The 13916-nt window shown below is 64.6% G+C and carries 10 protein-coding genes; 6 read left to right on the forward strand and 4 right to left on the reverse strand.

Features of this window, described 5'->3' with window-relative positions; all coding sequences use genetic code 11:
• Nucleotides 1–1802, reverse strand: a 1802-nt coding sequence (locus ENJ19_10665) for an LPS-assembly protein LptD (GenBank protein ID HHM06187.1), incomplete at its 3' end; no start/stop codon positions are given.
• A gap of 34 nt (nucleotides 1803–1836) precedes the next feature.
• On the opposite strand from ENJ19_10665, the gene ENJ19_10670 reads away from it, so the two are divergent.
• Nucleotides 1837–2835, forward strand: coding sequence for an aminoglycoside phosphotransferase (locus ENJ19_10670; protein HHM06188.1), 999 nt, complete (start codon nucleotides 1837–1839; stop codon nucleotides 2833–2835).
• On the opposite strand, the gene ENJ19_10675 is transcribed toward ENJ19_10670, so the two are convergent.
• Both ENJ19_10675 and ENJ19_10680 read right to left on the reverse strand, forming a co-directional pair.
• Entirely contained in the window at nucleotides 2823–3167 is a 345-nt protein-coding gene (locus ENJ19_10675; protein ID HHM06189.1) for a pentapeptide repeat-containing protein, read from the reverse strand. The two genes, ENJ19_10670 and ENJ19_10675, sit on opposite strands and share 13 nt — an antisense overlap.
• Before the next feature lie 10 nt (nucleotides 3168–3177).
• Nucleotides 3178–5013, reverse strand: coding sequence for a hypothetical protein (locus ENJ19_10680; protein HHM06190.1), 1836 nt, complete (start codon nucleotides 5011–5013; stop codon nucleotides 3178–3180).
• Between the two features lie 275 nt (nucleotides 5014–5288).
• Here ENJ19_10680 and ENJ19_10685 point away from each other — a divergent pair, with 275 nt between their 5' ends.
• The 3 genes from ENJ19_10685 to moeB all read left to right on the forward strand — a co-directional run bounded on the left by ENJ19_10685 (nucleotide 5289) and on the right by moeB (nucleotide 10947).
• Nucleotides 5289–6377, forward strand: coding sequence for an efflux RND transporter periplasmic adaptor subunit (locus tag ENJ19_10685; protein ID HHM06191.1), 1089 nt, complete (start codon nucleotides 5289–5291; stop codon nucleotides 6375–6377).
• Nucleotides 6374–9412: an efflux RND transporter permease subunit gene (locus tag ENJ19_10690; protein ID HHM06192.1), complete on the forward strand. Its 3039-nt coding sequence runs from the start codon at nucleotides 6374–6376 to the stop codon at nucleotides 9410–9412. The genes ENJ19_10685 and ENJ19_10690 overlap by 4 nt, the downstream gene beginning before the upstream one ends.
• 359 nt (nucleotides 9413–9771) lie before the next feature.
• On the forward strand, nucleotides 9772–10947 hold the full coding sequence (moeB, locus tag ENJ19_10695) for a molybdopterin-synthase adenylyltransferase MoeB (GenBank protein HHM06193.1): 1176 nt from the start codon (nucleotides 9772–9774) through the stop codon (nucleotides 10945–10947).
• A 17-nt stretch (nucleotides 10948–10964) separates the two neighbouring features.
• Here the strand turns inward: moeB and ENJ19_10700 are convergent, their stop codons facing one another.
• Nucleotides 10965–11444 carry a hypothetical protein gene (locus tag ENJ19_10700; protein ID HHM06194.1) on the reverse strand — a complete coding sequence of 160 codons (480 nt, stop codon included), beginning with the start codon at nucleotides 11442–11444 and terminating at the stop codon, nucleotides 10965–10967.
• 544 nt (nucleotides 11445–11988) lie between these two features.
• Between ENJ19_10700 and ENJ19_10705 the strand changes: the two genes are divergently transcribed.
• On the forward strand, nucleotides 11989–13380 hold the full coding sequence (locus ENJ19_10705; protein HHM06195.1) for an HDOD domain-containing protein: 1392 nt from the start codon (nucleotides 11989–11991) through the stop codon (nucleotides 13378–13380).
• 117 nt (nucleotides 13381–13497) lie between these two features.
• Entirely contained in the window at nucleotides 13498–13872 is a 375-nt protein-coding gene (locus ENJ19_10710; GenBank protein ID HHM06196.1) for a DUF3135 domain-containing protein, read from the forward strand.
• Nucleotides 13873–13916: the final 44 nt, after the last annotated feature.

Here is a 13916-nt window from a genome sequence, read left to right on the forward strand (position 1 = left end):
CGGCGGGTTTCCGGGAGGGTGCCACTGAGTTGGACCCGCCGGTCGTCGAAATAAAAAATCCTGCCCACGGAAAATCTCAGGGGTTCATGCCCGCTTTCGGCGTCAATCAGGCGGGTGGTGAAACCGGCGCTGAGCTGTTGGGCGTCCCCCACCCGGTCGGGGCCGGTGAAGCGGTTGTCGCGAAACAACTGGGGATAGCTGAGCTGTGCCACGCTGGTGTCGAACACGGGCAGTTCGGACTGGTCCCGGTAGGGTACCCGCAGAAAGTACAAGCGTGGCTCCAGGGTGTGCAGATAGTTGCGCCGGCCCAAGGGAAACGCTTTTTCCAGTATCACGCCGGCGTCCGCGCTGTATAGGGGTACGGTGCGGCCGGGACTGGCGGGGTCGCCGGGGGCCAGACCGCTGAGCTGATAGCGCGTGTGTTCCAGGCTGAGCTTGGGTTCAAAGAACAGCCCGGGGGTACGGTAGGGCCAGGAGATCGACGGCTTCACATCCAAACGCCGGCCGCGAACGCTGTCGGCGCGGTAGTAACGCACCCACTGCGCGTCCAGGGCCGATGCGATTCCCAGAGGCTGCCAGGGGGATTCCGCCTGATATTCCAGCCGCGGCAGCTGCTGGTAAGGGCGGGAGGCGGGAGCGATAGTCCGGTCAACGGTCTGGTAGGCCTGGGCGCGGGCCAGGAAACGGCTGTGCTCGCCACTGTAGCGCACGTCCAGCCGCCGGCTCACGTGGGTGGTGCTGGCGCTGCTGAGGCTGCCGCCCAGTTGGGAAAAATACAAAGGATCGGACACATAATTGGCGTCGATGTCCGCCTGCCAGTGGGACGCCAGGCGGTGATGGTGGCGGTAGCGGGCGGAGGCGCGGTTTTTCTGTTCCAGCTTGTCGTCGGGCAGGTATTCGAGGTTGAGCTGACCGCGGCTGTTTTCGTTCAGGTAGCGAAACTCCCCCTTGGCCAGCAGGCCGCGTTTTTGCAGATAGCGGGGTGTGAGGGTGGCGTCCCGGTGGGGGGCGATGTTCCAGTAAAACGGCGTGCTGATATCCAGCCCCGTCTCGTTGCCGTAGCCGATGCTGGGCCACAGAAAGCCGGTTTTGCGCGCACCGCTCAGAGGAAAACTGAGATAGGGGAAATAGAAAACCGGCACGTCCAGGGCCCGCAGCACGATGTGCTGGGCCGTGCCCACATCGTCGTCATGGTGCAGATAGACCCGCCGCGCCTTCAACGACCAATCCTTGCGGCCGGGATCACAGGTGGTGTAGGTGGCCCGGTCCAGCCGGGTCAGGGACGGTCCCAGGCGGGTGATGGTCTCAGCCTCGCCGCGGGCGTGTTGCAGCGTGTAGCGGTAGCGGGTTTGCTCGAAGGTGCCGCGGTCCTGCGTCAGATTCACAACGCCCCGCTCTCCCTCCATTTCCAACGGTTCCTGGCGCAGGCGCACGTGGCCCTCGGCGGTAACCTGGTCTGTGGCCGCATCGTACAACACCCGATCGGCCCACAGGCGCTGGGCGCCCCGCTGTATCACCACGCCGCCTTCCAGGCGCATCAGGTGGTCCTCGCGGCCCTCGGCGTAGTCGGCGCTCAAGACGGTTTGCGCGGCGTGCGGTGGGACCGTGGAAGCGTGATCCTCGACGACAGGGGGCAGGTGGGCGCACAGGCCCCACATGCCCTGGGGTCCGGCTTGATCCGCCGCGGCGGGCACCGCCCAGGCCGCGCCCAGGGTGAGAGCGGCGCTGAAACAGACAAACTTGCGGGGTGTCATTACTCCGAAGCGGACCCGGGCCGGAAGAAGAGCGCCATAAAATGGCATAGAATCCCCCCCCAGGCAACGAAAGGAGAGGGCGGTGGATCCACGCCGGGCACTGATAGAGCACTGGTTGCGGGATGATCTGGGCCTGGCCGTGGCGCGGCTGGAGCCGGCCTCCGCCGACGCCAGTTTCCGGCGCTATTTCCGCGTCCGCCACGGTCGCCACAGCCATATCGTGATGGACGCCCCGCCGGCCAGGGAAGACAGCCGGTCGTTCATTGCCGTGGCCCGCGCTTTCGCCGCCCTGGGCCTGCGGGTACCCACCGTACACGCAGCAGATCTGGAGCGGGGGCTGCTGCTGCTGGACGATCTGGGCAGCGAGGTGTATTTGCAGGTGTTGCACGAGGACAACGCCGATGCCCTCTACGGCGACGCCCAAAGCGCCCTGATCCGGCTGCTGGGTGCCGACCCCGGTGCCCTGGCGCTACCCCCCTTCGACCGCAGCCTGTTGCTGGGGGAAATGGCCTTGTTCCGCGACTGGCTGCTGGGCCGCCATCTCCGCCTCAGCCTGGCGCCGGAACAAGAACAGGAACTCAAGGGCTGTTTCGACTTTCTCGCCGGCCAGGCCCTGCTGCAACCCCAGGTGTGGGTGCACCGGGACTACCACTCCCGCAACCTGATGCGGTTGCCCCGCCGCAACCCGGGCATTTTGGATTTTCAGGACGCGGTGGTGGGGCCGGTGACCTATGACCTGGTGTCATTGCTGCGCGATTGTTATATCCGCTGGCCGCGGCAGCGGGTCAAGGACTGGGTGGCGGTCTATCTGCGGCGTGCCCAGGGGGAGGGTTATCTGCGCGAGGTTGCCGCGCCGCAGTTCCAGCGCTGGTTCGACCTCATGGGCGTGCAGCGCCATTTGAAAGCCGCCGGGATCTTCGCCCGGCTGTATCATCGCGACGGCAAGCCCGGCTATCTCGCCGACATTCCGCGCACAGTGGGTTATATCGTTGAGGTGGCGGATGACCATCCGCCCCTGCGGCCACTGGGGAAGCTGCTGCGCCGTCAGGTTCTCCCTGCCTTGCCGGCTCAACTGCGGTAGCGCATACGGGTGCCGTGGAGCAGGGAGAGGGTGATCTCTTCGGCGCAGAGCTGGGCAGGGAAATAGGCGCCGGCGATCTTGCTGGCGTGGATGCTGGCGCCCTCCAGCACCGCCCCGGTGAAATCGACGCCCCGCAAATCCGCCTGGCGGAAATAGCAGTGGCTCAAATCCAGACCGTCGGCATTGAGGCCGCGCAGGTCGACCCCGCGGAAGTCACAGCCGCGCAAATCACAGTGCCTGCCGGCCGCCCGCTCCTGGTTAAACACCCCCACCTTGCCATCGCGGAGCAGGCGGTAGAGGGGGTCGTCGGGCAGTCTGGGTTCTTCTTGCATGGCAGGGCACTTAGCTGATGTAGCGGTCGATTTTACCCGGATCCACCTCCCGGGGCATCTCCTTGGGCGGTTCCACCAGGACAAACTGATAACGGGCATAGCCGTCGGTGGCCTCCAGCAACTTGGTGAGGCGGGCGTGAAACAGCTCGGCACCGGTGTTTACCAAGACCACTGAATCCACGTCATAGGCGGCAGCGGGCACGATGAGGGTGGTGGGGTACTGCATGGGATCCAGTTTGGGAATCACCAGGGCGCGGAAATATTCGCCGCCCTGGCCCACGCCGCTCACCCCCTTGGTGGCCACCGCCAGGGCGTCATCCGCCAGCTGGCGGACGCCCAAATCCAGATTCTGGCGGGGCCCCACATTGAGCCAGCGCACCGTGCCCACTACCCATTCGCTGTCACGGGCACGACCTTCCGCCGTGCCGGGAGAGCGGAATGCGATCATTTCCCCCACCCTGAAGGCCATCCCCGACGGCGCCTGACAGATCATACCCAAACCGCCGCGGCTGGAATCTTTGCGCTCGCACACGGCCAGCCGGTGCGCCACCGGGGTGCCCGCCTGCTCCGGCATCCCGGCGGACTGGGAGTACACCTTAAGCCAGATATCCTTGCTGTCGCGGCCGGGTTCGGCCCCGAAGCGGGAGGTTCGCGGCAAAACAATGCCGGCATTGAGGCGGCGGGCCTGGTCTTCGTTCACCCACGGCGCGTCGTTGTCGGGCAGCAGACTCAGCGCCGGCCCGGCCCGGCCCACGCGGCCCTGGCTCCGCAGGCGCAGTTCGGATTCTTCCGGCATAAAGGGCGCACCGTCCTCAATAAAATGATGACAGCTGCTCAAGCCGACGGCGAGCTCCAGATGGCCCCGCTCAGGATTGCGTTCCGACAGGCGCTCCGGCCGCAAGGCCCAGGCCTCCCCCAGGCGCTTGTACATATTGCGCTGTTTGCGGGCGCCCAGACTCAGCCGGCCATTGCTGCCTTTGCTGAGATCCAGAGTCTCTTTCAAACGCCGGTTCACCACCCCCATCACGGCGGAAATGTCCAGCACGCGGCCGTCCAGAGGCGGGGGCACATCCACCCGGGCGGAGGCGTAGCAGGGAGGCAGATCGCGTTCCAGATCCACATAAAGCTGGCCGCGGGGCAGGGTGTGGGGAGACAAGGGCAGCACCCGGCAGGCCCCGGTCCAGCCCTCCAGCTCGGCAAACACCGCGGCTGCCTCGCCCTGCATCAGGTGGTAGGGATTGGCCAGGGACAGCAGCACAATCCGGCGGTAGGCCTGATCCAAAGAGCGTCCGATCCCCGGCACCGGTTTGGTCAGAAAATCCCGCTCGTCTGCAAAGCGGTAGAGCTGATGCAGCTCCAGCCAGACGTGGCGGGGTTCGCTTTGATACAGGCTGTAAGTGTGCACCAGCAGGCGCGAAAGCACGTCCGCGGCGCGATAAGCGGTCACCAACAGAACATCGGGGATGTCCCGCCGCCCGTGTCCGGCATGGTGCAGCACCAGCGCTTTATAGCCGTAGGCTGATTCGACCCACAGCTTGCGCACCAGCTCGGTAATCGGGTGTTGCTTGTCATTGTGGGGCACGGGGAAGCTCAGGCAGCGCTGCTCCAGGGCAACCAGGGCTTCCGTCATTTGGTCGCCGAAATGCTCCAGCAAGTGAAACCGCTGTTCAGCGGGCACCACGGCGCGATTGACATGATAGAGGGCCGACAGGAGTTCGCGGCCGGTTTTTTCCGCATTGCCCAGCGGCAGGCTGGCCACCCAGCGTTTCAGCCGTTCGGGCTGAACAAAGGCAGTGGCGCCGGGGTCTTCTGTTTGTTTGGGAACGGTGAGCTTGACGGTTTTCACAATGCAAAGGGTTCCGAGTTGTTTGGGTGTTGCGGGCAGGTTCCCTGGAATTACGCCCCCTTATTCATCGGTTCCTTTGATGCAATTTGTAGTCGTTTGTTGCCCACCCGGAACCCGGCCCGGCACCGGGGGGAGTGCGGCAGCGTCAACTTATTTGACCTAAAGGCCGTAGTATAGCGTAGCGCAACGGGCGCGTACTTCTGGTATCTGAACCCGCAAGCCGCTAACATCACCAGCAGTTTGCTCAAGAACACAATGCTTTCTGGATTACCCGCGTGACGTACTATTCCCGCTCGCCGCGCCTGCCGGCCTGGAAACGTGGTGCAAGGCTGTGGCTGGTCTTGTTTGGTTTCACTTGTGCGGCGCAGGGCGCCGAGTGGGGCAATTCCGCCGCCCCGGTGGTGGTCTCCGAAGCCAGGATGACCCGGCTGGCACCGCTGCTGTGGGTCAGCGGGAGTGTGCTCAGCCGTCATGATGCCCGCATCGCCGCCGAAGCGGCGGGCCGGCTTACCGCGGTGGCGGAGGTGGGAAAACAGGTGCAAGCCGGTCAGGTCGTCGCCCGCCTGGACGACACCCTGGCGCGCCTGGAAGTGGACTCCCGCGCCGCCGAGGTCCGGCGGGTGGAAGCACAGCTGGCCTTTTTGGAAAAAGAAGTGGCGCGCCTGCAGCGCCTGGCCCGCGCCAATAACGCCGCCCGCACCCAGCTGGACAATACCGAATCCCAGCGCGACGTGGCCCTGAGCGAGCTTACCGCCGCCCGAGTCCAGGTGGAGAAAGCCGAAGAGTTGCTGCGCCGGCATGCCGTCAAGGCGCCTTTTTCCGGCGTGGTGACCGAACGGATCGCGCGCGCCGGTGAATGGGTGCGCCAGGGTGATCCGGTGTTGCGCCTGGTCAACGTGGATGATCTGGAAATCGTTGCCCACGTGCCGGTGGCGCAGGTGAAGTACATCTCCCCGGGCGACAAACTGGCGGTGGACGGCGGCGGCAAAAACAGTGTGGCGCGTTTGCGGGCCCTGATCCCGGTGGGGGATGAACAATCCCGCCTGCTGGAGTTGCGGCTGAAAGCCAAAAAAGGCGAGTGGGTGGCCGGCGAAGCGGTGCGCGTGGGCGTGCCCGCCGCCCGGCCCCGGGAAGTGCTGGCGGTGCCGCGCGATGCCCTGGTTATCCGCCCCAACGGCACTTCCGTGTTCCGCGTCAACAATGAACAAAGCGCCGAGCAGGTGTGGGTCAGCACCGGCATCGCCCAGGGGCCGCTGGTTCAGGTCTGGGGTGATCTGCATCCCGGTGAGGCGGTCATCGTGCGCGGTGGCGAGCGTATGTGGCCCGGCACCAAAGTGCGCATCATGCACCGCATGCAGCCGTGACCCTGACGCGCCTGTCATTGAGCAACACCGTCGCGGTGGCGGTGGCTGTGTTGCTGGTGGTGCTGTTCGGCGCCCTCAGCCTGGGGCGCCTGCCCGTCCAGCTCACCCCCGAGGTGAATTCCCCCGAAATCACCATTACCACCACCTGGCGGGCGGCGGCCCCGGAAGAGGTGGAAGCGGACATCATCGAACCCCAGGAAGACGCCCTGCGCGGCCTGCCCGGTGCCACCAAGATCCTCGCCCAGGCCCAGCGCGGCCGGGGCAAAATCACCCTCACCTTCGCCGTGGGCACGGATCTGCGCCGGGCGCTGCTGGAAGTGCTCAACCGCCTCAACAAAGTGCCCAGCTACCCTGAGGATGCCGACGAGCCCGTCATCAGCGCCGTGGGCGGCAACTCCCGCGCCATCGCCTGGTTTATTTTGAAACCCCTGCCCGGCAACGAACGGGACATCGCCAGCTACCAGGATTTCGTCGAGGAAGTGGTGCAAAGCCGCTTCGAGCGCGTGCCCGGGGTGGCGCTGTCAGAAGTGCGCGGCGGGCGGGAAAAAGAACTGCGCATCACCTTCGACCCTTACAAAGCCGCCGCCCTGGGGGTGGAACTGCCCGAGGTGGTGCAACTGGCCGGCGTGCAGGACACCTCCGGCGGTTTCGCCGAAGTGGGCAAGCGCCGCTACACCATCCGTTACACCGGTGCCTACGGGGTGGACGACCTGGCCGACATGGTCATCGACTGGCGCCAGGGCCGGCCGATACTGCTCAGGGACGTGGCCGAGGTGGCGGTGGAACTGCAAGACCGCAGCGGTTTCGTCATCCAAAACGGCGAGCCCGCCATGGCCGTCAACGCCCACCGCGAGACCGGCGTGAACGTGCTGGAAGTGATGCAGGGCCTGCGCGAGGCTGTGGCCGAACTCCGGGCCGGCCCCCTGTCCAAAGCCGGGCTGCAGATGTACCAGGTCTACGACGAGACCAACTACATCTATGACTCCATCGACATGGTGCAGTGGAACCTAGCCCTGGGAGTGGCCCTGGCGGTGGGTATCCTGTGGTGGTTTTTGCGCAAGCTGCGCGCCACCTTGATGGTGGCCCTGGCCATCCCGGTGTGCCTCCTGGGCAGTTTTGTGCTGCTGGACAGCGCCGGGCGCACCCTCAACGTCATCTCCCTGGCGGGGCTGGCCTTCGCCGTGGGCATGGTGCTGGACGCCGCCATCGTGGTGCTGGAAAACATCGTGCGCCTCAGGGAAGAGGGCGAGGACGGTCACCAGGCCTCCTTGAGCGGCGCCACCCAGGTCTGGGGCGCGCTGCTGGCCTCCACCGCCACCACCGTGGCCATCTTCCTGCCGGTGGTGTTTTTGCAAGACGAAGCCGGCCAGCTCTTCGCCGACTTGGCATTGACCATCGCCTGCGCCGTGGTGTTCTCGCTGATCGTGGCGGTAACGGTCATCCCCGCCGCTGCCATGAGCTGGCTCAGGCGGGCGCGCCTGGAAGACCCCCACAGCCGCTGGTGGGACAGCATCACCCGCCTCATTGCCACACTCACCGACACCCCTGTACGGCGCAGCCTGTGGATCATCGTGCTGCTCACCGTGCCCGTGGCCGTCACCTGGTGGCTCAAACCACCGGCCAATTACCTGCCGGAAGGCAACCGCAATCTGGTGTTCACTTTCATCAACGCCCCGCCGGGCCACAACATCGACGCCATCGAAAAGGAAATGGGGCAGGTCATCGCCAAGACCATGCAGCCCCACCTGGACGGCAAGGCCGAACCGCGAGTCAAAGACTACTTTTTCGTGGCTTTTCCCAACGGCGTGTTCATGGGCGCCCGCACGGTCGAGCGTGAAAACACCGGCGCCCTGGTGCCGCTGATCAACCAAGTGGTGCGCGGCTTTCCTGACACCATCGGCTTTGCCTTCCGCGCCTCGCTGTTCGGCGGCTTCGGCGAGGGCCACACCATCGACATGAACCTCCAGGGACGCGACGTGGCCGCCCTGCTGCAGGCCGGCGGTGCTGCCTTCGGCATGATCCGCGAGGCCGTTCCCGGCGCCTCCGTGCGCCCCTTCCCGGGCCTGGCCATGGACGAACCGGAGCTGCGCCTGATACCCAACGAGCGGCGCATCGCCGAAGCGGGCTGGGACCGGGGCAGCCTGGCGGGCATTGTGCGCGCCTTCGGCGACGGCTTGTTTGTGGGGGATTATTTCGACGGCGAGCAGCGCCTGGATATCATTTTGCGGGCCCGGCACTGGGACTACCCCGAGGAGCTGGCCGCCTTTCCCCTGGCCACGCCGGATGCAGGAGTGCTGCCCTTCGGCGAGCTGGTGACCGTGCAGCAGACCGCCGGTCCGGCGGAGCTGCGCCGCCTGGACCGGCGCCGCACAGTCACCCTGCAGGTACGCCCGCCCGCCGACATGCCCCTGGAAGTGGCGCTCCAGACCCTGCGCGAGGAGGTCAGACCCAAACTCGCGCCGCTGTTGCCGGAGGATGCCACCGTGTCCTTCAGTGGCACTGCCGACAAGCTGGAAACGGCCCTGAAAAACATGGGTGGCACCTTCGCCCTGGCCGTGGTCATCCTGTTTTTGCTCATGGCGGCCCTGTTCCGCTCCTTCCGCGACAGCCTGCTGGTGGTGCTGGCCCTGCCGCTGGCCACCGTGGGCGGCATGGCGGCCTTGAAACTGGTCAATCTGGTCATCTTCCAGCCCATGGACCTGCTCACCATGATCGGTTTTGTGATTCTGCTGGGGCTGGTGGTGAACAACGCCATTTTGCTGGTCTACCAGACCCGCAGCAGCGAGCGGGAGGGCATAAGCCGCCGCGATGCCGTCAGCCGTGCCGTGCGGTTGCGGCTTCGGCCCATTCTCATGAGCACCCTCACCAGCCTTTTTGGCATGCTGCCCCTGCTGCTGAATCCTGGCGCCGGCACCGAGCTGTACCGGGGGCTGGCGGCGGTCATCGTCGGCGGCATGAGCGTGAGCATGATCTTCACCCTCATCCTGCTGCCCAGCCTGCTGCGCCTGGGCGAGGGACGCCGGCAGGCGGCGTAAGCACCGGACCGGTCGGGCAGGAGGCGGGCTCCCCCCGCCGTCCTCTTATGCAATCGGACGCGCGGTTCCGCATCCGGCGGTTCATGAGACACGCTGGCGTCGCTTGACACGCGCCTGAAATCGCGGCCGCGTGGTCCCAGCGCCGGCCCGGTCCATTGCCGCACCCCATGGTATCATCATGCCCTTTTGCGCGGGCGGGAGTTCGCGGCCATGCTTCAGATTCTTCCCTTCACCGACGACATTAGTGTAAGAACAAACACGGTGACAGGGTCAGCACAGGAGCGTTTACGCATGCAGCCAAGCAAACGGTTACGACAACAAGCGTGCCACCATGTCCGGCGCGCCACAGGAGGTAGACAATGAAGGCGAAGGACCGCCGGCTGGCGGAACTCAAAGCATCCATTCCGGAAATAGAACCCCACGACGCCGCCGCCCTGCTCGGGCAGGGCGCCACGCTGCTGGATGTGCGCGAGGCCGATGAAATGGCCAACGGCACGCCCACCGGCGCCACCCGCATCGGGCGCGGCTTTTTGGAGCTGAAGGTGGAAGACGCGGTGGCCGACCTGGACAGCACCGTGCTGGTGATGTGCGCCGGTGGCACCCGCTCGCTGTTCGCCGCGGAGGCCCTCAAGCGTATGGGCTACAACGACGTCCGTTCCGTTGCCGGCGGCTTTAACCGCTGGAAAAACCAGGGCCTGCCCTTCGAAATTCCGCAGGTGCTGGACGACGATGCCCGCAAACGCTATGCCCGTCATTTGCTGCTGCCCGAAGTGGGCGAGGCGGGCCAGCTCAAGTTGATGAACAGCAAAGTGCTGCTGATCGGCGCGGGCGGCCTGGGTTCCCCGGCAGCGTACTATCTGGCGGCCGCCGGTGTCGGCACCCTGGGGTTGGTGGACCACGACGTGGTAGACCGCAGCAATCTGCAACGGCAGATCCTGCACACCGAAGCGCGGGTGGATACGCCCAAGGTCGCCTCGGCCCGCGAGTCACTGGAATCGCTGAATTCCAGAGTGAAGGTAGTGGGCTACGAGACCCGTCTCGACAGCGGCAACGTGGAAGAGATACTGAGCGACTACGACGTGGTGGTGGACGGTACCGATAATCTGCCCACCCGCTATTTGATCAACGATGCCTGCGTGAAACTGGGCATTCCCAATATCCACGCCGCCGTGTACCGCTTCGAAGGCCAGCTTACCGTGTTCTGGCCCGGCTACGAGAAACAACGCGGCGGTTGTTACCGTTGCATGTTCCCCGAACCGCCGCCGCCGGACATGGCGCCGTCCTGCTCCGAAATCGGCGTTTTGGGTGTGTTGCCCGGCGTGCTCGGCGTGTTGCAGGCGGTGGAGACGGTGAAAGTATTGTTGGGCATTGGCGAGCCCTTGGTGGGGCGCATGCTCTACTACGACGCCTTGAACGCGAGTTTTTCGGAGTTCAAGGTCAGGCGCAACCCTGAGTGCCGCGTCTGCGGCGATGGTGCCAAGGTGGAAGGGTACTCGGATTACGCGCAAGTGTGCGCCTCGCCCCAGGTTTCCTGAGGCGGTGCCAGGATCGGTCAGCCTGTGTGGGGGATCAGTACCAGCGGTACACCCTCACCGGGCCAGATCGACAGCTCGTAGGCCACCAGGGCCACGTACATGGCAAAAATCGAATAAATGACGTGGCGCACCTTGAACAGGTTGAACAACACCAGATGGTGATAACTCACTAACACGATAAGCGCCGCCGCGGTGATGCCCAGCTTGGTCAGGATAAACAGGCCGGCGTCGCGGTGGATCAGATAATCCATGAAGGCGTTCATTTCCTGCGCACCGTCTCCGAGGAGCTGAATGGTGTTGTGCGCGTCGGCCAGACAAAGCAACAGGGTCAGCAACACCATGGCCAACAGTTTGGGGTGATACCAGTCCAGCGCCTGAGGGTGGCGCCGTTCGTCGTCGGTGCGCCGGCAATGGCGGCGGCGGCCGCGCAGAGCGTGAATGCAGAGCAAGGGGTGGTGTTGCCGTTGACGGCGGTCAATGGATTGGCGTCGTTCCATTAAGAACCCTCTGTGGTGGGTGAAAGGCTTCGGGGGCTCATCCCTGAACCTCCCGAAGACGAAAAACGAAAACACACGGTCGTTTTTCTGCCCTCCCGGTCCTGCTGGCGGGAGCGGGTACAATCCATCGCTCGTCCTTGTGCTGTGACAGCCCCGCCGTGGGCGACGCTGTCAACCAGGTTGAAATGCAAGAAAAACGCCAAAACCCCTTTTACCGGTGTGTTTACCAGTACTTTAGACAGATATTGGCCATAAGCCAAGAGGGTGTGTAAGAAAACCCGACTGAACCGCTGTTGCGGACGCTCTGACCGGATCACAGCGTTCAATCGTGCCGGGGCGGCGCTGCTCCAGATGGTGACCTTATGTGGGCGTACTGCCACGGGTGTTTCTTTGGCGTCAAACCCGCCCCGGACCTGATCCTGCACCGGATGGCGGACCGCCTTCAGTCTCCCCGGGTATTGGCCGATAACCGGGGGAAGTGACGCGGTGAAACGGCACGAGGGAGGTTCTGCCGCGCCGCGTCCCGTCCCGAGGTCCGGCAGACATGGCTATTTCACCCAGACTCGCGTCTTACCTGAAAAAAAAACGTATCCATTTCCGCATCCGTGAACTGGCGCCTTTTTCGTCCCTGCTCCAGGCCGCTGACGCCGCCCGCCTGCCGCCCGGAAAACTGGTCAAAACCGTTGCCGTCAAAGACAGCCTGGGGCTGGTGTTGGTGGTCACGCTGGGAGACCGTCAGCTCGAACTCGATGCCCTCAGCAAACTGCTGCACCGGCGCATGGAACTGGCTGCCGAGGAGGAGATCAAGCGGGTGTTTCCTGACTGTGAGCCGCGCTGCGTCCCGCCCTTCGGAGAGGCCTACGGGGTGCGCACCATCGTCGATGAAGATGTGCTGGCGGCGGAAAGCCTGCATCTCACCGCCGGGGACAACGTTCATCTGATACAGTTGGACGACCAGGATTTTTTCAGCCTGCTCAGTGGGGCGTGGCTGGCAAGTCACTTCACCCGCAACATCAGTGGCTACGCCGTTGACCGGCAGACGCGGTCCGTGACGGAAATGCCTGGGTCGCTGGGGGGACATGCCGACATCAGGCGACGGATTGAAAGTCTCAGTGAGCTGCCGGCCATGCCGGCGATGGCGCAAAAAATACTGGGCCTGCGCGCCGACCCCAACGCCGACGTTTCCCGGCTGGCCGAACTGGTGGAACAGGATCCCAGCCTGGCTGCCCAGGTGATCCGCTACGCCCGGTCACCGTTTTTTGCCTACGGCGGTAAAGTGGATTCGGTTCACACGGCCATCGCCCGGGTGTTGGGGTTTGAAATGGTGATGAACCTGGCCCTTGGCATCGCCGCCGCCCGGCCTTTCCGCATTCCCTCCATCGGCCCCCTGGGCTTGAACAATTTCTGGCGTCACGCCACCTACAGCGCCGCGCTGGTGCAGGCCCTGGCCAAGTCCTTGCCGTTGGCGCAGCACGCCCCCCCCGGCTTGAGTTATCTTGCCGGTTTGCTTCATAACTTCGGCCATTTGTTGCTGGGTCACTTGTTCAAACGCGAATTCTGCATGTTGAACAATCTCATCACTGACCATCCCGAACTGCCACTGGAGGAGCTGGAGCAGCGTGCCCTGGGTGTGACCCATCCCGAACTGGGCGCCTGGCTGATGGCCCGCTGGAACATGCCCGAGGAAATCATCGTCGCCACCCGTCACCATCACGACGAGAGTTACGCCGGTCCCCACGCCATTTACCCCCGGCTGGTCATGATCGCCGATCACGTGCTGAAAGGGCACGGCATCGGCGATGCGCCCCAGGCTGAGCTGCCCGATGCGGTGCTGGAGGCCCTGGGTGCGGAAGAGTTGCAGATTCTCATGGCGGTGCGCCGCATTCTGGACGGCTGCGAAGGCCTCAACGCCATGGCGCGCCAGCTCGCCGCGTAGCTGTTTTCCACCCCCCACGGCGGGGAAGTGCCGCAACGCACAAAACCCAACTGATTCCACCGCTTGCCGGGCATATTTGATAGAATCCCTGAAACTATCAGTTTCTTCGAGGGATTCATGCGCGACTCCAATGCCCCGGACTTCGATTTCGATGGCTGGGCCAGGCTGGCCCGGACCGATCCTGAAGCCTTTGAACAACAAAGAGAAAAAGTACTGCGCGCGGTCATCAATGAGGCGCCGCCCCATATGCGGCGGCGCCTTGCCGGCGTGCAATGGCGGGTGGACATGGAACGCCGGCGCAGTAACAGCCCCCTGGCAGCCTGTGTGCGCACTTTCACCATGATGTGGGATTCGGTCTATGCCGAGGGGGGCCTGGTTGATGCCTTGCAGGCCCTGCGCAACCGCCAGCCCCCGCGTTGTAAACGCCCTGCCCAGCTCATCGAATTTCCCCGGGCCCGCCCACCCAAACCCGACCGGTTGCTGGCAGACTGAGCGCTACAACCACTGACCCGACCAGGCGCGCCGCAAGCGCCGCC

This window comes from Gammaproteobacteria bacterium (assembly GCA_011375345.1).
In the GTDB taxonomy this organism is placed as follows: domain Bacteria; phylum Pseudomonadota; class Gammaproteobacteria; order DRLM01; family DRLM01; genus DRLM01.